The following is a 20,745-nucleotide window of genomic DNA, read 5'->3' as shown; positions in this document are numbered from 1 at the left end:
GCGCGGGCCGCGCGCCCGGCACCCGTGCGGCAGTCCGGAAATAACACTTGCTATATTGCGCAACTGTGAAAGTTGCGAGGTCGTCGCGGGCGCGGCGGCCGGACCGATGGGGAGCACGTATGGGCCGTAGGCGGACGGAGACGCCGGGGAAGCGGACGCGGCGGGCCGGAACGGCACTGCTCGCCCCGGGAGCACTGCTCCTGGCCGGCGCCGTGGTGGACGAAGCGGCCGGAGCCGGCCTCGGCTGGGTCTTCGCGCTCTCCGCCGCGGCCGCCGCCGCGCTCGCCGCGGCGCTGTGCGCCCGCGCCCACACGTGGTGGGCGCTCGCCGCGCCGCCCCTGGTGATCGCCGCGGTGGCCGTCGGCGCCCGGGCGGTCGCGGCGCCGGCCGGCCCGGGCGGGAGCGGCGACACCCTCGCCGCGGCGGCGCACTGGGCCCTGGACACGTTCCCGGCGATGGCCGCGGCGGAGGCCTCGGCCGTCCTCGTGCTGGCCGTGCGCACCTTCCGTCCCGGCCGGGGGAGGCGGGCCTGCCATGCGTGAGCCCTACCGCCGCGAGCCCTACCGCCCCGACGGCCGGACCCGCTCACCGGGCGCGGGCCGGGGCCGCCCGGCCGCCCGCCCCGCGCCGCGCGGGCGCCGCGGAGGGCGCCCGCGCCGGCCCGGCCGCGCGGTCCGCATCGCGATCTGCCTCACCTCCGCGGCCGTCATGCTGACCAGCGGCGTCGGCTGGTGCGCGTACCACTGGCTGGATCGCGGGGTGAACACCTCCAGCGCCCTGGACGCCCTGCGGGACGGCGCGCCGCCGCGGCGCGACGACGCGGTGAATCTGCTCCTGATCGGCCTCGACAGCCGCAAGGACATGAACGGCAACGACCTGCCCAAGGAGTTCGTGCAGGACGAACTGCACGCCGGCTCCAGCGCCATCGGCGGCTACAACACCAACACCCTGATCCTGATGCACATCCCGGCCGGCGGCGGCAAGGTCACGGCCTTCTCGATACCGCGCGACGACTACGTCGAGATCGCGGGCGGGCGCGGCGAGCACAAGATCAAGGAGGCGTACGGGATCGCCAAGGCCGAGGCCGAGGAGAAGCTGTCCGCCCGCGGAGTCAAGGGGGCCGAGCTGGAGCACCGCGGCCGGGAGGCGGGCCGCGAGGCCACCCTGGCCACGGTCCAGCGCTTCCTCGGCGTGCCCATCGACCACTTCGCCGAGGTCAACCTGCTCGGCTTCTACGACATCGCCAAGGTGGTCCAGCCCGTCCAGGTCTGCCTCAAGCACGCCGTGCGCGACCGGTACTCCGGCGCGGACTTCCCCGCCGGGCCGCAGGAGCTCGACGCCCGCCAGGCGCTGTCCTTCGTGCGGCAGCGGCACGGCTTGCCCGGCGGCGACCTCGACCGCACCCACCGCCAGCAGGCGTTCTTGTCGTCGGTCACGCACAAGCTCAAGCAGGAGGGCGTGTGGAGCGACTTCGGCAAGCTGCAGGGGCTGTTCGACGTGATCAAGAAGGACGTCGTCATCGACAACCGCTGGAACATCCTCGACTTCGCCCGGCAGGCCCCCAACCTCACCGGGGGCAACGCCGAGTTCCACACCCTGCCCATCGAGGGGTTCGCCACCCGCAAGGGCGAGGCCGTGAATCTGGTCGACCCGGACAAGGTCAAGTCCCTCGTCCGGGCGATGACCGGGCAGAAGGGGCAGCAGAAGACGGGGGAGGGCGGCGGCGCGCCGGTCGCCGGCCCGCAGCAGGGCGGTGGCGGTGACGACGCCAAGGGAGGCGGCTCGGCCCCCGGGGTGTCCTCCGGCTCCTTCCAGGGCCCGCCGGTGAAGATGGGCGGCGTCCCCTGCGTCGACTGACCCCGGGGAGCGCGTCCGCACCGGGGGCCTCCTCCTGCCGGCGCCTTGCGGTCAGCTGAATCCGACGTGCACGTGGTCGTGGTGGGTGTCGTCGGAGAAGAACGGGCGTCCCGGGCTCCCGCCGGCCGGCAGGACCGGGCCGCCGACGTTGTACGCACCGGCGGCAGCGGCGTCGCGCATGAACGCCTCGACCAGCGCGCGCGGCGTCGCCCGGTCCACCACCGCCCGGTCGTCGATGCGCCACACGTCGAACGCCCGGCCCGGCGGGTGGTCGCTGGGCCGGCCGGTGCCGAAGACGTTCAGGGGGTGGCCGGAGCGCACGACGCTGACGTCGATGCGGTAGTGCTCCGCCAGCTTCAGCAGCGTCCGCAGGACACCGGCGTGCACGCCTCCGTTGCGGATGTCGGCCTCGGCGGCCGCGGGCAGCCGGATCCGGCGCTCGGCGAGCACGCGGCGCGCCGCCTCCGGCAGCGAGCCGGCCGCGGGGCCCGGAGCGGCCGGGTGCAGCGCGCCGACCGACCAGCGCTCCCCGGCCGTCGCGCCCCGTGCGAGGCGTACGTCCACGGTCGTCCCGCCCGTCACCACCGGCCCGTTGCCCGCGCGCGTCCACTGCCGGCACACCACCAGCACGCTCGCCGAGTCGGCCAGGATCCCGCCGTACTGGGCGTCGACCACCTCGACGGCGGCCTCGTCCGCGCCGGAGAGCAGCGGCCCGGCCTGCCCGGCGAGCCCGGGCGGCAGCCCGAGCGCGGCGACCCGCTGCCGCGCCGCGTCCGTCCCCCCGGCGCCGCGCCGCCAGGTGCCCAGGGCCTCGACCAGCCGGACGGCGCGCAGCTTCACCTCGGGCCGGATGTCCGAGGGGTCGGGGCGCCAGGCCGCGGGGCGGGGGAGCGCGGCGGCCGGTGACGGCGGGCCGCTGCCCATGGCGTTGCGCGGCGGTGCCGTCCCGCACCCGCACACGCCGAGGGCGAGCCCCGCGGTTCCCGCGAGGACGGTCCGGCGGCCCGGGCCCACGGGTCTCGTGACGGCGGCTGCGGGGCGCGGGTCGCGGGGCATGCGCTGTTCCTCCTCCCGGCCTCCGGCTCCACGGCGGGGCTGCGCGTCGTCCGGCAGGCGTCCGGATCCGGGCCCGTGCCGGGCGTCCGGCCGGGCCCCGCTCAAGTCTCGTGCCCGGCGGCGGGCGCCGCATCCGGCACTGCGCCACCCGGGAAATGCGCTCCCGCAAGGCCGATTTGCCGGGCTCCGGGCCTGGTCACGGGGATCTTGCCCGCCCGCTCGGCCGTCGGCTACCGTCGATTGGTGCAAGGGGAAAGTATCTGAATGCGCGGCAGGAAAAACAGCATGGCGATAACCGGCTACCGGCACAGGAGAGGCCTATGCCCGCCAGCCAGACCAGCCCTCCGTCCCCCACCACTCAGCTGATCAGCGTCGTTCTCCCCTGTTACAACGAAGAAGCCGTCCTCGGCCGTACCCACGACCGCATCGTCCGGGCCCTGCGCCCCGTGGAAGACGTCCGCTACGAAGTCATCTACGTGGACGACGGCAGTGCCGACGCCACCTGGAACCTCCTGCGGGCGTTCACCCGGGAGTCCCCGATGGTGCGCGCCGTCCGCTTCAGCCGGAATTTCGGCCACCAGGCGGCCTGTCTCGGGGGTCTCAAGGAAGCCCGGGGAGACGCGGTCGTCCTCCTCGACGCCGATCTGCAGGACCCTCCCGAAATCATCCCGGAAATGGTGGCCCGCTGGCGCCGGGGCTGGCGGGTGGTGTCCGCGCGGCGCACCGCGAGACACGGCGAGAGCGTCTTCAAGAACTTATCGGCCTTCGCCTTCTACCGGCTCCTGGACCGGCTCTCCGACCATCCCGTGGCATTCGACACCGGGGACTTCCGGCTCCTCGACCGGGAAGTCGTCGACCTGCTCACCGGGCTGACGGACCGGGAGCTCTTCCTGCGCGGCGCGGTCAGCTGGGCGGGCTTTCCCGAGACCGCGATCGAATACCAGCGGGAGCCGCGGGCCGCGGGCGCCTCCAAATACACGCTGCCGAAAATGCTCGCCCTCTCCCGCAGTGCGTTCCTCACCAGCGGCTCCGCCCTTCCGCTGCGGATTCCCCTCTGCACGGGCACGGCCTCGCTCGCCGGCGCGCTCCTGCTGGCGCCGACCCGCCGGGGCCGGCCGAAGGTCCTGCCCCTCGCCCTGTTCGGCGCGCAGTCGCTGGCGGTCGGCGTCCTCGGGGAATACCTCCACGCCGTCCTGCGGCAGGCGCAGGGCCGGCCCTCCTACGTGATCAGCGAACGGATACGGAGCACCGTCCCCGGGGCCGTCCTCGCCTCGGTCGAGGAGGTCGCGTGATGCAGACGGACGTCATCGTCGTCGGTGCCGGGTTCACCGGCCTGTCCGCCGCGCTGGAGCTCGCGGAGCTCGGCCACTCCGTGCGGCTCCTCGAACGCGACTCCGGCATCGGCGGCCTCGCAGGGACCTTCGCGGTCGGCGAGCGCCGCCTCGAACGCTTCTACCACCACTGGTTCGCCTCCGACGAGGAAATGCTCCGGCTCTGCGCCCGGCTCGGCATAGCCGATCTGATGGAACCCCACCTGACCCGCACCGGCATGTATTACGCGAACTCCGTCTACCGCCTGTCGAAACCCCTGGACCTGCTGCGCTTCGCCCCCCTGCCGCTGGTGGACCGGCTCCGCCTCGGCCTGCTGACCGTGCGCGCCCAGCGCGTGCGGGACTGGCGCCTCCTGGAGCACCGCACGGCCGAGGAGTGGCTCGTCTCGCTCGGTGGCCGCAGGGTCTACGACGTCGTGTGGCGCCCTCTGCTGGAGGGCAAGTTCGGCGACCACGCCGCGGAGGTCGGCGCCACGTGGATGTGGACCAAGCTGCACCTGCGCGGCGGCAGCCGCACCCGCTCGGGCAGCGAGACCCTCTACTACCTGCGCGGCGGCAGCGACGTCCTCCTCACGGCCCTGCGCAAACGCCTCGCGGACCACGGCGTCGACATCCGCACGGACACCCCGGTGCAGGACGTCGTCACCGACGGCCGCCGGGTCACCGGCGTCCGCACCGGGGACGGGGAGTTCCACCCCGCCGGCCGGGTCCTGCTCACCGTCGCGCCCGAACTGGCCGCCCGGATGCTGGAGGAGCAGAGCGACACCCACCCCTCCGTTCCGCCGCTGCTGCGGCAGCTGCGCAGGATCCGCTACCTGGCCAACCTCTGCCTGGTCCTGGAGAACAACCGCCCGCTCTCCGACACCTACTGGCTCAACGTCAACGATCCCTCCTTCCCCTACGTCGGGGTCATCGAGCACACCAACATGGACGACCCCGCCCGCTACGGCGGCCGGCACATCGCCTACCTCTCCAAGTACCTCCCGGTCGACGCCGAGCTCTACCGGATGGGCGACGAGCAGGTGTTCGAGCACAGCCTGCCGCACCTGCGGCGGATGTTCCCCGGCTTCGACCGGAGCTGGGTCGACGCCTTCCACGTGTGGCGCGCCGACCACGCGCAGCCCGTCATCACCCCCGGCTACACCCGCCTCATGCCCCCCGTGCAGAGCCGCGTGACCGGCCTCTTCCTCGCGGGCATGGCACAGGTCTTCCCCGAGGACCGCGGCACCAACTACGCCGTCCGGGACGGCCGCCGCGCCGGGCGCCTCATCGCCGACCGGCTGCGCACCGAACCCGGCGACCGGCACGCCTTTCCCGAGGACTCCCACGCCTGAGCACGAGGACGCCATGCCCGAACTCATCTCGCTCGACCAAGCCGAACACCTCGGCATCGACCAGGTCCACGCCCTCTACGAGAAGCACGTCAGCCGCAGCCAGGTCTCCCTCATCGGCTCCTTCGGATTCGGCCGCGACCTCGTCGACAGCGCCGAGGGGGCGTGGATCACCCTCCGCGACGGCCGGCGCATCCTCGACTTCACCGGCGGCATCGGCGTCCTCAACCACGGCCACAACCACCCGCGCATCCTCGCCGCCCGCGACCGCTTCCGCCGGCACCGCCGCATGGAGGTCCACAAGAACTACTTCTCGCCCTACGTCGCCGCCCTCGGCCACAACCTGTCCGCACTGCTCCCCGGCGACCTCGACGTCTGCTACTTCCCCAACTCCGGGGCGGAGGCCGTCGAAGGCGCGGTGAAACTCGCGTACAAATACCACGGCGGGCGGCGCGGCACGGTCCTGCACACGGACATCGCCTTCCACGGGAAACTGCTCGGCGCCGGCAGCCTCACCGCCTCGCCGGAGATCCACTTCGAATTCCCCCGGATCCCCGGGACCGACTCCTTCGCCTTCGGCGACCTCGCCTCCTTCGAGCTGGCCCTGGAGCGGCACCGCGACAGCACAGGGCGCAGCGACGTGTACGCCGTCGTCCTCGAACCGTTCAGCGCCTCGGCCCTGCGCGAGAGCCCGCCCGCCTTCCTGCGCGAGGTCCGGCGGCTGTGCACGGAGCAGGACATCGTCCTGGTCTTCGACGAGGTGTACACCGGCTGGGGGAAGACCGGCGAGCTCTTCCATTTCATGCGCTGCCCGGGCCTGGTTCCCGACGTCCTCACCATGTCGAAGTCGTTCGGCGGCGGGAAATCCTCCATCTCCGGGTACGTGGTGCGTGAACCCGTCTTTCGCAAGGCCTACGACAACCTCGCCGACGCCACCTTGCACAGCACCACCTACTACGGATTCGGCGAGGAGACCGCCACCGCCCTGGAAGCGGTGTCCGTGGCCGTCGAGGAGGATTTCCCCGGCCGCGCCCGCAGACTCGGCCGGCTGCTGTCCGCCGGTCTCGCCCGCATCGCCGAACGCCACCCCCGCCTCGTGGCCTCCACCACCGGCCGGGGAGCCCTCCACGGCGTCTTCCTCCGGCCCGGCCCGGACATCCCGGACCGCATCCGCGCCGCCCTCCCCGCGGCCGCCCGCGACCCCCAGGCCGTACCGAAGCTGCTCACCGCCGCCGTCATCGCCGCCCTGTACCGGGACCACGGGATCCTGACCTTCTTCGGCTCCAACCGCGACATCGCCCTCGTCGTCTCGCCGCCCCTCGTCGCGGGCGAGGAGGAGACGACCGCCTTCCTGGGCGCCCTGGACGCCGTGCTCGCCAAGGGCGCGGCGCGGCTGCTGGCCGCGTTCCTCAGGGAGAAGGTGGCCGGATGATGCGCGGCGCACTGCGCGCGAGCGGCCTGCGCTCGTACTGGCTGCGGCAGTACGCCTGCCTGGGCGACCCCCGGGCCCGCGCCGCCGCCGAGACCCACGTGACCGGGACCCTGAGCACCCTCCCGCTGCCCTACCGGGCCGGCTACGCCCTCGCCCTGTGCCTGCTGCCCGCGGCCTTCTTCGCGGTCTCGGGCCGCGGGCTGCGGAGCGCCTCCGCCGCCGAGGGCCGCCGCGGCATGCAGCGGCTGGCCGCCGTCCCGGGCTTCGCGGACGTCGTGCGCTCGGGCACCGCCCTCGCCCTGCTCGGCGCGCTCGACGGCCGCCCCGGAGCACAGCCGCCCGCACCCGCGGGGGCGGACCGGTGAACCCGCGGTCCGCGCGCAGGGCGCACACCTGCGACAGCGACGTCCTCGTCGTGGGCTCCGGCGCCGGCGGCAGCGTCGTCGCGCGGGAACTGGCGGCCGCCGGCCGGCAGGTGACCGTCCTCGAAGAAGGCCCGCGCGTCGACACCGGCCGCATCGCCGCCGCCACGCCCGCCGAGAACATGCGCCGTCTCTACCGCCAGGGCGGCCTGACCCCCGTCTTCGGCACGCCCACCCTCGCCTACGGCGAAGGCCGCTGCGTCGGCGGCACCACCGTCGTCAACGGCGGGCTGCTGTGGGACCCCCCGCCCGCCCTGCTCAACCGCTGGGCCGCAGAGGCCGGTATCGGCGGGTACCGCGCCGCCGACCTCGCCGGGCACCTCGCGGCCGTCGCGCGCCGCCTCGGCGTCGCCGCCCAGCCGCACGGGGACGGCAACCGCGACTCCCGGCTGCTCGCCGCGGGCGCCGAGCGCCTGGGATGGCGCTGGCAGCCCGCCCGCCGCGCCGTCCGCGACTGCCTGCACCGCAACCGCTGCACCACCGGCTGTCCCGGCGGCGCCAAGCAGAGCATGGCCGTCAGCTACCTCCCCGAGGCCGAATCCCACGGCGCGCGCATCGTCCCCGGCACCCGCGTCCTGCGGATCCTGCACGAGGACGGCGCGGTCCGCGGCGTCCTCGCGACCGGGCCCGGCGGCCGGACGCACCTCCACCGCGCCCGCGAGGTCTTCCTCGCCGCGGGCCCCCTGCAGACGCCCGCGCTCCTGCAGCGCAGCCGCATCCACCGCGGGACGGCCGGACGCGAGCTCTCCCTGCACGTCAACCTCCGCACGGTCGCCCGCTTCGACGAGCCCGTCCACGCCGACCGGGGCACTATCTTCACCGCGCAGGTCCACCAGTTCGCCGACGACGGCGTGCTGATGATGCCGTCGAACCTCACCCGCGGCACCCTCGCCGCCGCGCTCGCGAGCCGCCCCCCGCAGCTGCTGGACCGGCTGCTCGCCGCCTTCGGCCTGCTCGGGTCGTACACCACGCAGGTCCGGCTGCAGGGCAAGGCCCGGCTGCGGGTCACGCCGCGCGGCGGGCTGCTCCTGCGGCACGGCATGACGTCCGCCGACCACAGCCGGCTGCGAGAGGCGTACCGGCGCACGAGCGAGCTGCTCTTCGCCGCGGGGGCGCGGGAGCTGATCCCGCCGGCGGCCGGAGCCCGCCCCCTGCACACGCCCGCGGAGGCCGGGGAGTTCTGCCGTCGCGTGCGGCCCGGCGACTGGGAACTGGTGTCCGTGCACGGCATGGCGTCCGCCCGCATGGGCCCGGCGGAACGCGGCGGCGTCTGCGACGAGCACGGGCGCCCCCACGGCTTCCGGCGGCTGCGGGTGTGCGACGCGAGCGTCCTGCCCGGCGTCACCGGCATCAGCCCGCAGGGCACCGTCATGGCGTTCGCCCACGAGATCGCCGAACGCTTCCTGGACTCCGGGGCGGGCCGCCCGTGACGGACCGGACCAGGCGGGCACCGGCACCCGTGCAAGCGGGCGGCGGCAGCACCGCCCCGATGTTCACCCCGGCCGCCGTCGCGGCCTCCTGCGCAGGCTTCGTGCTCATCGGCGCGCTCCAGTCCCTGTACGGGCCCGCGATCCCCGCCCTGCGCGCCGAGTTCGGCCTGTCGCCCTCCGCCGCGGGACTGGCGCTGAGCGCCCACTTCATCGGCGGCGTCACGGGCGTTCTGGTCTTCAACCGCGTCCACGGGCGCACCGGCAACCGCGTGCTCCTTGGCTCCTCCTACGCCCTGACGGCCCTCGGCAGCGCCGCCTTCGCCCTCGCCCCCGCCTGGCCGGTCGCCCTCGTGGCCGCGCTCGTCACCGGCCTCGGCTTCGGCGGCATCGACTACGGGCTCAACCAGCTGTTCGCCGTCGGCTTCGGCCGCCGCAGCACCGCCATGCTCAACGTCCTCAACGCCCACTTCGGCATCGGCGCCGTCGCGGGTCCCGCCCTGATCGGAGTGCTCGGCCCGGACCGCTACCCGGTGGTCTTCCTCGCCTTCGCCGTCCTCGCCGCCGCCCTCGTCCTCCTCCTCAAGGGCGTCCGCGACCAGGACCCGGCCGGGGCGCCCACCGCCCCCGGCGGCCCGCCGGGAGCGCCCGAGCAAAAGGGCCGCGCAGTGCTGCTCCTGGGCGCGTTCGTCCTGCTGTACGTGGTGCACGTGGGCGTCGAGGCGGGCGTCGGCGGCTGGGAGCCCACCCACCTCGAAGCCGTCGGCTACGGCACCGCCGCGGCCGCCTCCGCGACCTCCGTCTACTGGCTGATGCTCACCGCCGGCCGCTTCCTGGTCGTGCCCCTCGCCGTCCGCCTGCCGGAGCCGGTGATCGTGGCCGTCAGCTGCGCCGGCATGACGGTGTGCACGGCGGCCGCCGCCCTGCCGGGCCTCGCCCCCTACGCGTACGCGGGCGTGGGCCTGTTCATCGCACCGGTCTTCCCGACGGCGCTGCCGTGGCTGGGCCGTACCGTCCCCACCGCCCGGCGCGCCGCGGCCTACGTGATCGCCGCGTCGATGGTGGGCGGCGTGGCCGCGGGTCCCGCGCTGGGCAAGGCGATCGAGCTGTCGGGCGTGCGGGCGGTGCCGGTGGCGCTGTGCGGCATGACGGCGGTCTGCCTGCTGGCCGCGCTGTGGCTCGCGCGGGCGACCCGCTCGCCGCGGCCGGTGAGCTCCGCTCGCCCGTGCGAGTGATATATAGCCGACCGGTGACGGTGTAGAGCCGCGGCCGGCCCCGCGGCGCGCGACGATGCCGGGGCGGGGGTTTCGTACGCATCCGCCCCGGCCTTGAACCGTTTCCCCTTGCGTGGAGGTGCCGTGTACACCACCGAGCCAGTCGCCAACACCCTTGCCCCGTCTCCTCAGGAGGACCAGCTGGCCGAGGACTACGCCAGCGTCCTCGGCACCCTCTCCCGCATCGACGAGGCGGTGCGCGAAGGCGCCTGGCAGGGGGTGCGCGACGAACTCGACCAGCTCATCAGCGCGGCCGAGGACATGTGGTCGACCCTGACCGACCCCGACCCCAGCGCCGACGACGCGGACGCCGACCGGCGCCGCTTCCCGGTGACGGCCGACGCCGCCACGGTCCGCCGCCTGGTGACGACCTACGCCGAGCCCTATGCGCTCGGCCGCCTCCTCTACCCGTCGAACGGCGCCACCCCGCCCGAGCTCCGGCCGCGGCCCGCCGCGGAGGACGCCGACCTCCACGACGTCCGGCCGGAGGCGTTGACCTGACCGACCCGCATTTCCGGCGACGGCGGCCCGCGGGCCGCCGTCGCTGCATTTACGAAAACTTTTTGCCGATGCGAAACCCTTTACGGCATACTGATCGACATTCTCCCCCCACCGCATCGACCACTTCCTTGATTTCTGTGTGAGGCCCTGCCCCATGGGCGTCTTTCTGCGTGCCCTGCGTGCACTCGTTCTGCTCGCGGGTTTCTATCTCCTGTGCTTCGTCGTGCTCGGCGTCTTTACCGGAATCGGTGCCGCCGCTTATTGGCGGGGGGTAAACCCCCTCGCCCTCAAAATCACCGTCGTCCTCGCGCTGCTGGCGTTCCCCGTCGTCCGCGGAATGCTGCTCTTCCGCACGCCCAAGGACGACGGCGAGGAAGGGCTCGCCGTCGGCGAGGACCGGCAGCCACGGCTGTGGGCCGCCGTGCGCGAGGTGGCCGGCGCCGCCGGCACCCGCATGCCCGACGAGATCCGCCTCACCGGCGACGTCAACGCCGCCGTCACCGAGAACGCCCGCCTGCTCGGGCTGCTGCCCGGCCGCCGCCGGCTCTACCTCGGCACGCCCCTGCTCACCGGCCTGGACGAGGCACAGCTGCGCGCCGTCCTGGCCCACGAGTTCGGCCACTACGGCCACGCCGACACCCGCCTGTCCGCCGTCACCGCCCGCGGCCGCCACGCCATCGCCCGCACCGTGAACGCCTTCACCGAGAAGGCCGAGCAGCAGGTCGCCAAGGAGCGGCTGCGGCAGGAGAAGGCCGCCGCCAAGGCCGTACGCAAGGGCCGCAAGGCCAAGGAGATCGACACCTCCGGCGCCGGCTGGACCTACCGCCGCCTGGGCAGGCTCTTCATCGCCTACGGCCTGTTCGCCCTGCGGGCCACCCGCAGCGACGGCCGCCGCCAGGAGCTCGCCGCCGACCGGCTCGCCGTGCGCATCGCCGGCCGCGACGCCACCGCCTCCGCCCTCCGCGAGACCGCCGTCCTCGCCGCCGCCCACGACTTCTACCTCCGCGGGTACGCCACCTGCGGCGTCCCCGCCGGGCTGCTGCCCCCGTACGGCCAGTTCCACGGCGGCCTGGCCCGGCTGCTCGCCGAGCCCGCCCGCCAGCAGGAGCTCGACGGGCTGCGCCGCGACCTCCCCGCGGAGGAGCCCTCCCCCTACGACGCCCACCCGCCGACCGCCGAGCGGATCCGCATCATCCGGGCCCTCCCCGACGACGGCCGCGGCGCACACCCGGCCGGCCCCGCCCTGGCCCTGCTCCACGACCCCGAACGCGTCCTCGCCGAACTCGAAGCGGCCACCCTCACCGAAGAGGCCCTGCACATGCGCCGCGCGGACTGGCCCGAGCTCGTCCACCTGGGCATCCGCGCCGGCCACGAGGCCGACGCAGAACCCCTGCGGCACGCCCTCGCCCGGGTCACCGGCGGTCACACCGGCCTCCACGCCCTCCTGGACGCGACCGACCGCGGCGCCCTGTGGCAGATAGCCGACGGCCTGCCCAAGACGCGGGAGGCCGAGCGGGCCACCGGCCGCGCCGCCCGCGAATTCCTGCGCCCCGCCCTGCTCGACGCCCTCTCCAGCCTCGTGCTGCTGGAGCTCGTCGACGCCCGGATGGCCTGGTGGGAGATGTCCTGGGCCGAGAGCGCGCGGCTGCGCCTGCCCGACGGGTACGACACCCGGCTGCAGCCGGCCCTGGAGGCGCTCGTCGCCGACGTCCCGGACACCGCACCGCTGCGCCGCCTGCTGCCGCAGCCCTCCCACGCCTGACGCCGCCGGTCACCCCCTCTCCTCCTCACGAATCGAGCCGAACCCCCGTGGCACGACTGCTGCCCCTCCTCGTGATAGCCCTCGGCATCTTCTTCTGGTTCAGGTCCCGCCGCAGCGCCGGCCGGCCCGGGCGCGCAGGGGCCTCCGCGCCGGGACTCTCCCAGGAGGCCGCCGCCCTCGGATTCCTCCCGCAGGACCGGCAGGACACCGACCGGCTGATGCGCGATCCGCAGATCGACGGCGCCCGGGAAGCGGCGCAGCGCGGCGAGTGGGAGCCCGCCGCCCGGGCCCTGGCCGACGCCGGCCGGGACTGGGAGCGCCGCACGGCGCTCGTCATCGCCCTCGCCCGGGTGGCGGCCGAAGAGGACGCCTGGCTGACGGCCTGGCAGACCGCGTGCCCCGGCGACCCCGGCGCCGCCGCCGTCCGCGCCCGCTCCACCGTCTTCCTCGCCTGGGAGCTCAGGGGCGGCGGCTTCGCGAAGGAGACCACCGCCGAGCAGTTCGAGGGCTTCCACCGCGTCCTGATGCGGGCCCGCGAGGACATCGCCCGGGCCATGGAGCTGGACGCCGAGGACCCCTCCCCGCACGTCTCCGACCTCTGGGCAGGACTCGGCCTCGGCTACCCCCACGCGTACGTCGCCGAGCTCTGGGCGGAGATCACCACCCGGGCGCCGTTCCACTTCGAGGCCCACTACGGCGCGCTCCAGTACTGGTGCGCGAAGTGGCACGGCTCGGCGGAGCTCGCCCGCGACTTCGCGGACAAGGCCGCCTCCGCCGCCCCGGCCGGCACCCTGCTGCCCGCCCTGCGGCTGATCGCCTTCTTCGAGCACCTGGACCGGCCGCTCGGCGCCAGGCAGTACCGCACGCCCGAGGTCACGGCCATGACCGACGCCGTCCTCGCCGACCTCCCGGCCGTCCGGCCCGACCACCCGCGCCTGGCGGAGGTCCGCCACCTGCTCGCCTTCTTCCTGGTGCAGCAGCAGCGCCATGCGGAGGCCCTCGAACAATTCCGTGCGGTCGACGGGTGCGTGGACGCCCTTCCCTGGGCCTACTTCGGCGACCCCGCGAAGTTGTACTGCGATTACCGCGAACGAGCCGTTCAGGGCGCGCGGTAGCCACGCGTCGTTCCACCGGGGAGCGCATCCTCCGCCGCCCCCGGCACAACCGAATAAAGAAACAGAGCCCGATCCGTTTCCGGCCTTGCGCAGCGTGAACTCCTCGCTGCCCTCGGCCACTTGACGGATTGGGCTCAGTTGTCTTGTCGCTGCCCGGTTTACTGGGGAACGCTCGGAGCCAGCCGGTCGGGCGCTGCTGCGCACCGTAAAGGGATCTGGAGGAGAAATGACGAGAGCGCCGCACGGGCGGGAAGAACTTCCCTTAGGGCAGGACGGCGTTCTGCCGGCCGTTCTCAAACCGGGCGACGGAGTGCAGCGCCTGTGGGGGAAGGGCTCCCTGGTGACCGTGAAGCTCACGGCCGAACAGACCCGGGGCGCCATGGGAATGACGCATTTCGCGGCGAAGCTCGGCGAGCGCTCCCCCAGCCACATCCACACGCTCGAGGACGAGATCTTCATGATCAGGAGCGGGGGCGTGCGTGCCACGGTGGGCGACCGCACCGAACTCCTCGAAGGCGGCAGCGTGCTCTTCCTGCCCCGCGGAATTCCGCATTCGTACCTGGTGGAGAGCGAGACGGCCGACCTGTACGTGCTCACCTGCCCCGGCGGCTTCGAGCGCTTCTTCCTGGAAGGCGGATACCCCGTGCACATGGGGGCCGACGCACCGGTCGGCGACCGGTGGTCGGTCGAGCGCACCCAGGAGGTCGCGGAGAAGCTCGGACTCGGCATCACCTGGGGCGGCTGACCGGCGCAACCACTCGTAACGCACAGAGGGAACCATGGGCATGCTGAACAGACGAACCATGCTGACCGGCACCGCCGCCGCCGTGGCGGGCGCCGCCGTGACACAGACGGGCCTCGCGCCCACCCGGGCCGCCGCGGCGGGCACCGGCGCCGGGGCGGAGGCCGGCGCGGGTGCACCCGAGGCAGTCACCGTCCTGCCGGACGACCCGCGCTACGCCGACCTCGTCGTCGGCAACAACACCCGGTGGGTGGGCCGTCCCGATTCCGTGCGCATCGTCCACACCACCGAACAGGTCGTCCGGACCGTCCAGGAGGCGGTCCGCTCCGGCAAGCGCCTGTCCATACGCGGCGGCGGCCACTGCTACGCGGACTTCGTCTACCACCCCGACGTCCGCATCGTCATCGACATGACCACGATGGACCAGGTCACCTACGACGAGCAGCGCAAGGCCTTCTGCGTCGAGGCCGGGGCCACGCTGCTGCACGTCTACGAATCCCTCTACAAGGGCTGGGGGGTGGCCCTCCCCGGCGGCATGTGCTATTCCGTGGGCGTCGGGGGTCACATCAGCGGCGGTGGCTACGGAATGCTCTCGCGCAAGCAAGGCCTCACCATCGACCACCTCTACGCCGTCGAGGTCGTCGTCGTGGACGCCGACGGCACGGCGCGGGCCGTGGTGGCCACGCGCGAGGCCGACGACCCCCACCGCGACCTGTGGTGGGCGCACACCGGCGGGGGCGGCGGCAACTTCGGTGTCATCACCCGCTACTGGTTCCGCTCCCCGGGGGCGACCGGCAGCGACCCCTCGAAGCAGCTGATGCACCCGCCGAAGGACGTCTTCGTCAGTGCCATTTCGCTGCCGTGGAGCAAGCTCGACAAGGCGCGCTTCACCACGCTGGTGAAGAACTTCGGTTCCTGGCACGAGAAGAACGCCGGCCCCGACTCGCCCTACGCCGCGCTGTGCAGCTTCCTGATGATCAACCACAAGGCGAACGACAGCATCGGTCTGCTCACGCAGATGGACGCCGGCGTCCCGGACGCGGAGAAGCTCATCACCGCCTACGTCGCCTCCATCACCTCCGCCCTCGGCATCAAGCCCGAGCCGCTGACCTCGGCCGTCGGGGAACAGGGCCCGATGCCCGACTTCTTCACCCCCCAGCGGGTGCCCTGGCTGGCCTCGGTCCGCTTCCTGGGCACCAACAACCCCACGCTCACCAATCCCACCCTGCGCGGCATCCACAAGTCCGCGTACCTGAGGAAGGGCTTCAACGACGCCCAGATCGCGTCGATGTACAAGCACCTGACCCGCACCGACCTGCAGAACCCCAACTCCATGGTGGTCCTGCTCTCCTACGGCGGGAAGATCAACACCGTGCGCTCCGGCGACACGGCCTCGGCCCAGCGGGACTCCATCTTCAAGGGCCTCTTCCAGAGCTTCTGGCCCGACAAGAAGCAGGACCCCCAGAACCTGGCCTGGACCCGTGAGGTCTACACGGAGGTCTTCGCCTCCACCGGCGGCTACCCGGTCCCCGGCCCCGCCACCGACGGCTGCTACATCAACTACCCCGACAGCGACATCGCCGACCCGCAGCAGAACAAATCGGGCGTGCCCTGGTACACGCTCTACTACAAGGACAACTACCCGCGCCTGCAGCGGGTGAAGGCCGCCTACGACCCGCGCAACGTCTTCCGGCACTCGCAGTCGATCGCCCTGCCCAAGTCCTGACCCCGTCCCCGTTCCCGTCCCGGCCCGGCCGGCGGTCCACCCGGACCACCCGGACCACCCCGACCCCTCGGACCACCCGGCCGGGCCGGGAAGAACCCCCAGTTGGAGGAGAACCAGATGACCGCACAGTTCGAAGGCAAGGTCGCCCTCGTCACCGGGGCGGGCTCCGGCATAGGCCGGGCCAGTGCCCTGGCCTTCGCACGCCAGGGCGCCACCGTCGTCGCCGTCGACGTCGCGCTGGAACCCGCCGTGGAGACCGTACGGCTCATCGAGGAGGAGGGCGGCAAGGCCAGCGCCGTCGCCGCCGACGTCACCAGCGCGCAGGACGTCGAGGCGATGGTCGCCACGGCGGTCTCCCGCCACGGCGGCCTGCACATCGCGCACAACAACGCCGGGCTGTTCGCCAAGCCCACCCCCCTGGCCGACACCGACCTCGCCTCCTGGCACCGGCTGCTGGGCGTCAACCTCACCGGCGTGATGCTGTCGATGAAGTACGAGATCGCCCACATGCGCGAGCACGGAGGCGGCGTGATCGTCAACGCCTCGTCCAACATCGGCTTCCACGGCCGGCGCCCCGGCATGGCCGCCTATGTCGCCTCCAAGGCGGGCGTCAGCGCGCTGACGCGGGTGGCCGCGCTGGACCACATCAAGGACGGCATCCGCATCAACGCCGTCAGCCCCGGCGCCTCCAACACCTCCATGTCCTTCCGCCCCGGCGAGACCGAGGCCGATCGCAACGCGCGTGTGGCCGGAACGGTGCCGATCAGGCGCGTGGCCGAGACGGAGGAGATCGTCGCCGCGGTGCAGTGGCTCGCTTCGGACGCGGCGAGCTTCGTGGTCGGTCACGACCTGGTGGCCGACGGCGGCATGACCGCCTGACCCTCCCGCCCCGGGGTGCGGGATGACCGCCCCGCATCCCGGGCCTCGTCCGTCTCACCGCATCCGTCTCATCCCGTCCGTCTCACCCATTCGTCTCACCACCGCGTGCCGCCCGGCAGCGCGGTGCCGCCGGGAACACCGTCGGCCAGACCCCGCCGGGCCCCGTCGAGGAGGCCCTGCGTGATCTCGTACGTCGCGGAGGCGTGCAGGCCGCGGGCGCGCCGGGCGGGATCGGGGTGGGGATTGCGGTAGAGCTGCACCGACAGGTCGCGCAGCTGCAGCATGGTGGGGATCGCGGCCTGCATCACCGCCGGGTCCCCGGTGAACGCCGTCTCCAGCACCCACAGCAGCCGGGCGTAGGCCTCGTTGAAGCGCTCGGCGGCCCGTCGCACCGCGCTCCCCAGGGGGTAGTGCGCGACCTTGGCCTCGGGGTCGATGGCGTAGGCGTCCTCCCAGCTGACGTCGAGGGCCGGGCCGGTGGGCCCGGAGGCCGGGGTGTCGTGCGGGCCGTAGGCGCGCCGCTGGAGGATCTCGTTGAACCGGAAGTAGTGCGCGGGTTCGCGGGCCTCCCCGAAGAGCAGGTCGTCGGTGTTGTAGAGGGTGCGGCTCACGCCCTCGCCCTGCTCGGTGATCACGCGCAGCGCCTTGAGGGCGGAGGGCAGCCCGGTGACGGGAAAGACCTCGCCGCCGGAGTTGTAGAAGTCCTCGGGGCCCACCTGGCGCCGGGGGTCGCCGCGGAACAGCTCCGCCTCGCCCAGCTCCTCCGCCAGCCGGACCAGCCCCGTCCGGATGGTGTCGTAGAACTGGCCGATGGACGTCCAGCCCGTGTCGCCCGCCACGGAGGGGTGGCCGGGCGGCTTTGCCACGTACTCCGGCCGCTCGATGTACAGGAAGGTCTCCAGGGCCGCGGTTCCGAAGTGGCGCAGGGCGACCGGGATCTTGTCCTTGCTGTACGGGAGCAGCGCGGGATAGCCGGTGACGAACCGGGAGTGGGCGACCAGGGGCTGTCCGCCGACGGCGTTGAGGAGGTTGGCGACCAGCGTCATGTGCAGCATCTCTTCGAGCACGACGGCCCGGATCGCGTAGAGGGCCGTCCGGTTGGTGCCGGGCCGCAGGGTGTACATCGCCGTCAGGTAGGGCGGGATGGTGAGGTGTTCCAGCGTCAGTGCGGCCTGCAGGAAGACGTGCAGGTCGGCGCGGTCGCGAGGGACCCGGAACGGCGGCTCCTCGACCCGGGACGGCTCGGCCGAAAGGCCGGCGAGGGCGGCGGTGCCGGTGGGCGGGGGAAGGGAGCTCATGCCCGGTCCTCCTTCCGGCCGTCCGGGACGGGAGCGGGCCCGGGCGCGGGCGCGGGTTCAGGTCCGGCTCCGGGGCCGCCGGCGGGTGGTCCTACCGAGGCGGGGCGGTGAGCCTCCGTCAGGTCCCGGTGGATGCGCTCGCTGCTGCGCAGGGCGAGGGCGGCCATGGTCAGCGACGGGTTGGACGTGCCCATCGAGGGCATGCTGCCGCACCCCACGGCGTAGAGGTTGGGGTGGTCCCAGCAGCGCTGCCACGCATCGACCACGGAGGTGCCGCGCGAGGCGCCCATGACGTGCGTCCCGCCGCCGTGCCCGGCGCCGTTGAAGGTGAAGCCGCGGCCTTCGAAACGGAAGTGCCCGGGGGAGAGCGGCCCGGGGGCGTACGCGGTGCGGTCCTCGGCTCCCAGCAGGCGGAAGATCTGCTCGGAGACGGACCTGGCCGCGGCCATGCCGCGCTTGACCCGGTCGGAGAGGTCGTAGGTGATGACCGGGCGCGGTATGCCGAGGCGGTCGTGGTGGCGCCGGTCGACGGTGACCCGGTTGCGCTCCTCGGCCTCCTGCTCCATCAGGAACTGCACGGAGACCTGCCGGCCGATCTCCTCGCCCAGGGCGGCCCGCAGCCGGGCCCCGAAGACGCCCCTGCCCCGCGGCTGCGCGGAGTCGGCCCCGATGCCCAGCAGCCGGGCCACGTCACTGCTCGGAGAGCCGGTGGGCCAGCCCCATCCCCAGTTGCTGATCTCGATGCGGAAGGGGGACCGCTCGCGCCGGGCGGGCCCGGTGCGGAAGCTCTCCAGCCCCGCCGTGGAAGCGGGCCCGCGGAATGGGCCGACCGGGTGGCCGGCCAGCCCCCAGCCGAGCAGGACGGGGTGGTCCATCAGGTTCCGCCCGACCTGGTCGCTGTGGCCGGCGAGGCGGGAGAGGAGGAGCAGCTTGGCGTTCTCGACGGCGTGCGCGGCCAGGACGACGACGTCGGCCTCGGCCGTACGGGTGGTGCCGGAGGGCGCCGCCGGGTCCTCGTACTCCCGGTACTCGACGCCGAGGGCGCGGCCGTTGCCGTCGGCCAGGACGCGGCTGACGACGGCGCGGGTGAGGAGGCGGACGCGCCGGTGGTCCCACGCGGCCTGGGTTTTGAGCGGGGTGTACTTGGCATGCACGGGGCAGATCGGCACGCAGGAGGCGTTGCCCACGCAGCGCTCCCCGTAGTTGGGCAGGCCCGCGGCGCCGGCCGGGCGGTAGCCCCGGCCGCCGTCGTAGCGCCCGTCGGGGGTGCTGTTGCGGGCGTGGGGGGTGCCGACGACGCGCAGGGTGGTGGCGGGGCCGCCGGGGGCCTCCCGGACCTCGGCTCCGTCGAGCCGGGCGGCGAAGATGTCGTCGACGTAGCTCCGGGGGATCTCGTGCATCGGGTAGACGTAGCCGGCGGGGAAGGGCAGACCGATCTCGGCGGCCTGCTCGGCGGCGTTGCCCGCGACGCCGAGGGCCCGCTCGGCCGCGCGGTAGTGGGGCTCCAGGTCGTCGTAGCCCAGGGGCCAGTCGCGGCCGTAGCCGTAGGTGCGGCGGGTCCGGAAGTCCTCCGGGTGCATGCGCGGGGTCAGCCCGAGCCAGTGCAGGACGGTGCCGCCGCGGGCGCGCAGGTAGTCGGTGGCGTAGGGCAGGGGGCCCTGCTGGACGAAGTACCCCCGGGCGCTGTAGCCGCCGGAGGGGAGGCCGGTGAGGTCCAGGACGTCGGGGGAGGGGGCCGCGGCGTTGGGCCGGTAGGGGGAGTTGGGGACCTTGGCCAGGGCGCCGTAGAAGGTGTCGAGGGCGTCGAGGTGACCGGGCCAGGCGTCCAGGCCGCCGGTGCCCGCCTCCAGGACCAGGACGCGCCAGCCCTTGTCCCCCAGCTCCTTGGCGATCAGCGACCCGGACAGCCCGGCGCCCACCACGATGACGTCGTACCGCCCGCGGCCGTGGCGCGGTGCCGGGCTCATGCGCCGTCCCCTCGCGGGCCGGGCACGGCGCGGAAGCGCTCGCCGGCACGGGCGACGGCCGGGGCGCCGGGCGGCGGATCCGCCCAGGTGCCGAAGCCCGGGGGCTTGGCTCCGGCGGGGTGCGCGTGGAACGTGCGCCACACCAGGCCTTCGGCGTAGGCCTCGGGGGAGACGGTGAAGGCCGCATTGGCCCGCTCCCGGCCGAGGGCGGTGTGGACGGACCGGGCGAGCTGCGGCCACACCCCCAGATACCAGGTGTGGGCGACGGCGCGGGCGATGTCGCGCGAGATCTCGTCGGTGATGCCGTCCGGGTCGCCGCCCGCGGCGGCGAGGGCATCGAGGAAGCGGCCGAGGGCCGCGTCCCCTACTTGCTCCCGAGCGGTCTCGTGGTAGGCCCCGGCCATGCCGGTGCCGTGGAGCTCGAAGGCGTCGAAGCCGGTCAGGGCGGCCGAGGCGGTGAGGAAGTCGTCGAGGGAACGTGCGGAGGTGCTCGTCTTCGCTGTCATCCGTGAACCCATCCGTGGGACCTGACGCATGTCTATCGGAGACTCCACGGTGAGTGAAGAGGAAACAAATACCCTTCACTCGTATGAGTGTTCGGTGAAGTGGGTGGGCAGGACGGGCG

The 20,745-nt window shown here is 73.6% G+C and carries 18 protein-coding genes; 14 read left to right on the top strand and 4 right to left on the bottom strand.

The annotated features are described in order from the left end of the window. Window positions 1–119 precede the first annotated feature (119 nt). On the top strand, window positions 120–542 hold the full coding sequence (locus ACSNOG_RS20900) for a DUF6542 domain-containing protein (protein ID WP_436754201.1): 423 nt from the start codon (window positions 120–122) through the stop codon (window positions 540–542). Next, window positions 535–1,857 (top strand): LCP family protein, encoded by a 1,323-nt coding sequence (locus ACSNOG_RS20895; protein WP_436754200.1) that lies wholly within the window; start codon window positions 535–537, stop codon window positions 1,855–1,857. Before ACSNOG_RS20900 ends, ACSNOG_RS20895 begins: the two co-directional genes overlap by 8 nt. Window positions 1,858–1,908: 51 nt before the next feature. Here ACSNOG_RS20895 and ACSNOG_RS20890 read toward each other — a convergent pair whose 3' ends face one another. Continuing rightward, window positions 1,909–2,913 carry a hypothetical protein gene (locus ACSNOG_RS20890; protein ID WP_436754199.1) on the bottom strand — a complete coding sequence of 335 codons (1,005 nt, stop codon included), beginning with the start codon at window positions 2,911–2,913 and terminating at the stop codon, window positions 1,909–1,911. A 320-nt stretch (window positions 2,914–3,233) separates the two neighbouring features. On the opposite strand from ACSNOG_RS20890, the gene ACSNOG_RS20885 reads away from it, so the two are divergent. From ACSNOG_RS20885 to ACSNOG_RS20830, 12 genes are all read left to right on the top strand, one after another. Then, complete coding sequence (locus tag ACSNOG_RS20885) at window positions 3,234–4,205, top strand: glycosyltransferase family 2 protein (protein WP_436754198.1); 972 nt, start codon at window positions 3,234–3,236, stop codon at window positions 4,203–4,205. Continuing rightward, on the top strand, window positions 4,205–5,578 hold the full coding sequence (locus ACSNOG_RS20880) for an NAD(P)/FAD-dependent oxidoreductase (protein ID WP_436754207.1): 1,374 nt from the start codon (window positions 4,205–4,207) through the stop codon (window positions 5,576–5,578). Before ACSNOG_RS20885 ends, ACSNOG_RS20880 begins: the two co-directional genes overlap by 1 nt. Before the next feature lie 13 nt (window positions 5,579–5,591). Next, window positions 5,592–7,007, top strand: a complete 1,416-nt coding sequence (locus tag ACSNOG_RS20875; protein ID WP_436754197.1) for an aspartate aminotransferase family protein — start codon at window positions 5,592–5,594, stop codon at window positions 7,005–7,007. Beyond that, window positions 7,004–7,372: a hypothetical protein gene (locus tag ACSNOG_RS20870; RefSeq protein ID WP_436754196.1), complete on the top strand. Its 369-nt coding sequence runs from the start codon at window positions 7,004–7,006 to the stop codon at window positions 7,370–7,372. Before ACSNOG_RS20875 ends, ACSNOG_RS20870 begins: the two co-directional genes overlap by 4 nt. Then, window positions 7,369–8,859 (top strand): FAD-dependent oxidoreductase, encoded by a 1,491-nt coding sequence (locus tag ACSNOG_RS20865; protein WP_436754195.1) that lies wholly within the window; start codon window positions 7,369–7,371, stop codon window positions 8,857–8,859. The genes ACSNOG_RS20870 and ACSNOG_RS20865 overlap by 4 nt, the downstream gene beginning before the upstream one ends. A 59-nt stretch (window positions 8,860–8,918) precedes the next feature. Further along, complete coding sequence (locus ACSNOG_RS20860) at window positions 8,919–10,091, top strand: MFS transporter (RefSeq protein ID WP_436754194.1); 1,173 nt, start codon at window positions 8,919–8,921, stop codon at window positions 10,089–10,091. A gap of 123 nt (window positions 10,092–10,214) precedes the next feature. After that, window positions 10,215–10,631, top strand: coding sequence for a hypothetical protein (locus ACSNOG_RS20855; protein WP_436754193.1), 417 nt, complete (start codon window positions 10,215–10,217; stop codon window positions 10,629–10,631). A gap of 154 nt (window positions 10,632–10,785) precedes the next feature. Beyond that, window positions 10,786–12,393, top strand: coding sequence for a M48 family metalloprotease (locus ACSNOG_RS20850; protein WP_436754192.1), 1,608 nt, complete (start codon window positions 10,786–10,788; stop codon window positions 12,391–12,393). A gap of 47 nt (window positions 12,394–12,440) precedes the next feature. Beyond that, on the top strand, window positions 12,441–13,508 hold the full coding sequence (locus tag ACSNOG_RS20845; RefSeq protein ID WP_436754191.1) for a hypothetical protein: 1,068 nt from the start codon (window positions 12,441–12,443) through the stop codon (window positions 13,506–13,508). 340 nt (window positions 13,509–13,848) lie between these two features. After that, on the top strand, window positions 13,849–14,253 hold the full coding sequence (locus tag ACSNOG_RS20840; protein WP_436754190.1) for a cupin domain-containing protein: 405 nt from the start codon (window positions 13,849–13,851) through the stop codon (window positions 14,251–14,253). Window positions 14,254–14,287: 34 nt separating this feature from the next. Further along, the gene (locus ACSNOG_RS20835; RefSeq protein WP_436754189.1) at window positions 14,288–15,976 is read left to right on the top strand and encodes an FAD-binding oxidoreductase; all 1,689 of its coding nucleotides are present in this window, start codon (window positions 14,288–14,290) and stop codon (window positions 15,974–15,976) included. A 117-nt stretch (window positions 15,977–16,093) separates the two neighbouring features. Further along, window positions 16,094–16,855 (top strand): SDR family NAD(P)-dependent oxidoreductase, encoded by a 762-nt coding sequence (locus ACSNOG_RS20830; protein ID WP_436754188.1) that lies wholly within the window; start codon window positions 16,094–16,096, stop codon window positions 16,853–16,855. Window positions 16,856–16,950: 95 nt separating this feature from the next. Here ACSNOG_RS20830 and ACSNOG_RS20825 read toward each other — a convergent pair whose 3' ends face one another. The 3 genes from ACSNOG_RS20825 to ACSNOG_RS20815 are packed head-to-tail and all read right to left on the bottom strand — an operon-like array spanning window position 16,951 to window position 20,626. Beyond that, window positions 16,951–18,153, bottom strand: a complete 1,203-nt coding sequence (locus ACSNOG_RS20825) for a ferritin-like domain-containing protein (protein ID WP_436754187.1) — start codon at window positions 18,151–18,153, stop codon at window positions 16,951–16,953. Continuing rightward, window positions 18,150–20,120 (bottom strand): GMC family oxidoreductase, encoded by a 1,971-nt coding sequence (locus ACSNOG_RS20820; protein ID WP_436754186.1) that lies wholly within the window; start codon window positions 20,118–20,120, stop codon window positions 18,150–18,152. Before ACSNOG_RS20820 ends, ACSNOG_RS20825 begins: the two co-directional genes overlap by 4 nt. After that, complete coding sequence (locus tag ACSNOG_RS20815; RefSeq protein ID WP_436754185.1) at window positions 20,117–20,626, bottom strand: hypothetical protein; 510 nt, start codon at window positions 20,624–20,626, stop codon at window positions 20,117–20,119. Before ACSNOG_RS20815 ends, ACSNOG_RS20820 begins: the two co-directional genes overlap by 4 nt. Between the last annotated feature and the right edge of the window lie 119 nt (window positions 20,627–20,745).

This window comes from Streptomyces sp. URMC 124, assembly GCF_051386455.1.
Lineage (GTDB): Bacteria > Actinomycetota > Actinomycetes > Streptomycetales > Streptomycetaceae > Streptomyces.
The sequence above is the reverse complement of the archived record's forward strand: the minus strand, read 5'-3'. Positions and strand labels throughout refer to the sequence as shown.

What these genes read in the sequence shown, in the direction of transcription:
- ACSNOG_RS20900 (WP_436754201.1), top strand. Translation starts at nt 120, where the DNA reads ATGGGCCGTAGGCGGACGGAGACGCCGGGGAAGCGGACGCGGCGGGCC.
- ACSNOG_RS20895 (WP_436754200.1), top strand. Translation starts at nt 535, where the DNA reads ATGCGTGAGCCCTACCGCCGCGAGCCCTACCGCCCCGACGGCCGGACC.
- ACSNOG_RS20890 (WP_436754199.1), bottom strand. Translation starts at nt 2,913, where the DNA reads ATGCCCCGCGACCCGCGCCCCGCAGCCGCCGTCACGAGACCCGTGGGC.
- ACSNOG_RS20885 (WP_436754198.1), top strand. Translation starts at nt 3,234, where the DNA reads ATGCCCGCCAGCCAGACCAGCCCTCCGTCCCCCACCACTCAGCTGATC.
- ACSNOG_RS20880 (WP_436754207.1), top strand. Translation starts at nt 4,205, where the DNA reads ATGCAGACGGACGTCATCGTCGTCGGTGCCGGGTTCACCGGCCTGTCC.
- ACSNOG_RS20875 (WP_436754197.1), top strand. Translation starts at nt 5,592, where the DNA reads ATGCCCGAACTCATCTCGCTCGACCAAGCCGAACACCTCGGCATCGAC.
- ACSNOG_RS20870 (WP_436754196.1), top strand. Translation starts at nt 7,004, where the DNA reads ATGATGCGCGGCGCACTGCGCGCGAGCGGCCTGCGCTCGTACTGGCTG.
- ACSNOG_RS20860 (WP_436754194.1), top strand. Translation starts at nt 8,919, where the DNA reads ATGTTCACCCCGGCCGCCGTCGCGGCCTCCTGCGCAGGCTTCGTGCTC.
- ACSNOG_RS20850 (WP_436754192.1), top strand. Translation starts at nt 10,786, where the DNA reads ATGGGCGTCTTTCTGCGTGCCCTGCGTGCACTCGTTCTGCTCGCGGGT.
- ACSNOG_RS20835 (WP_436754189.1), top strand. Translation starts at nt 14,288, where the DNA reads ATGGGCATGCTGAACAGACGAACCATGCTGACCGGCACCGCCGCCGCC.
- ACSNOG_RS20830 (WP_436754188.1), top strand. Translation starts at nt 16,094, where the DNA reads ATGACCGCACAGTTCGAAGGCAAGGTCGCCCTCGTCACCGGGGCGGGC.
- ACSNOG_RS20825 (WP_436754187.1), bottom strand. Translation starts at nt 18,153, where the DNA reads ATGAGCTCCCTTCCCCCGCCCACCGGCACCGCCGCCCTCGCCGGCCTT.
- ACSNOG_RS20820 (WP_436754186.1), bottom strand. Translation starts at nt 20,120, where the DNA reads ATGAGCCCGGCACCGCGCCACGGCCGCGGGCGGTACGACGTCATCGTG.
- ACSNOG_RS20815 (WP_436754185.1), bottom strand. Translation starts at nt 20,626, where the DNA reads ATGACAGCGAAGACGAGCACCTCCGCACGTTCCCTCGACGACTTCCTC.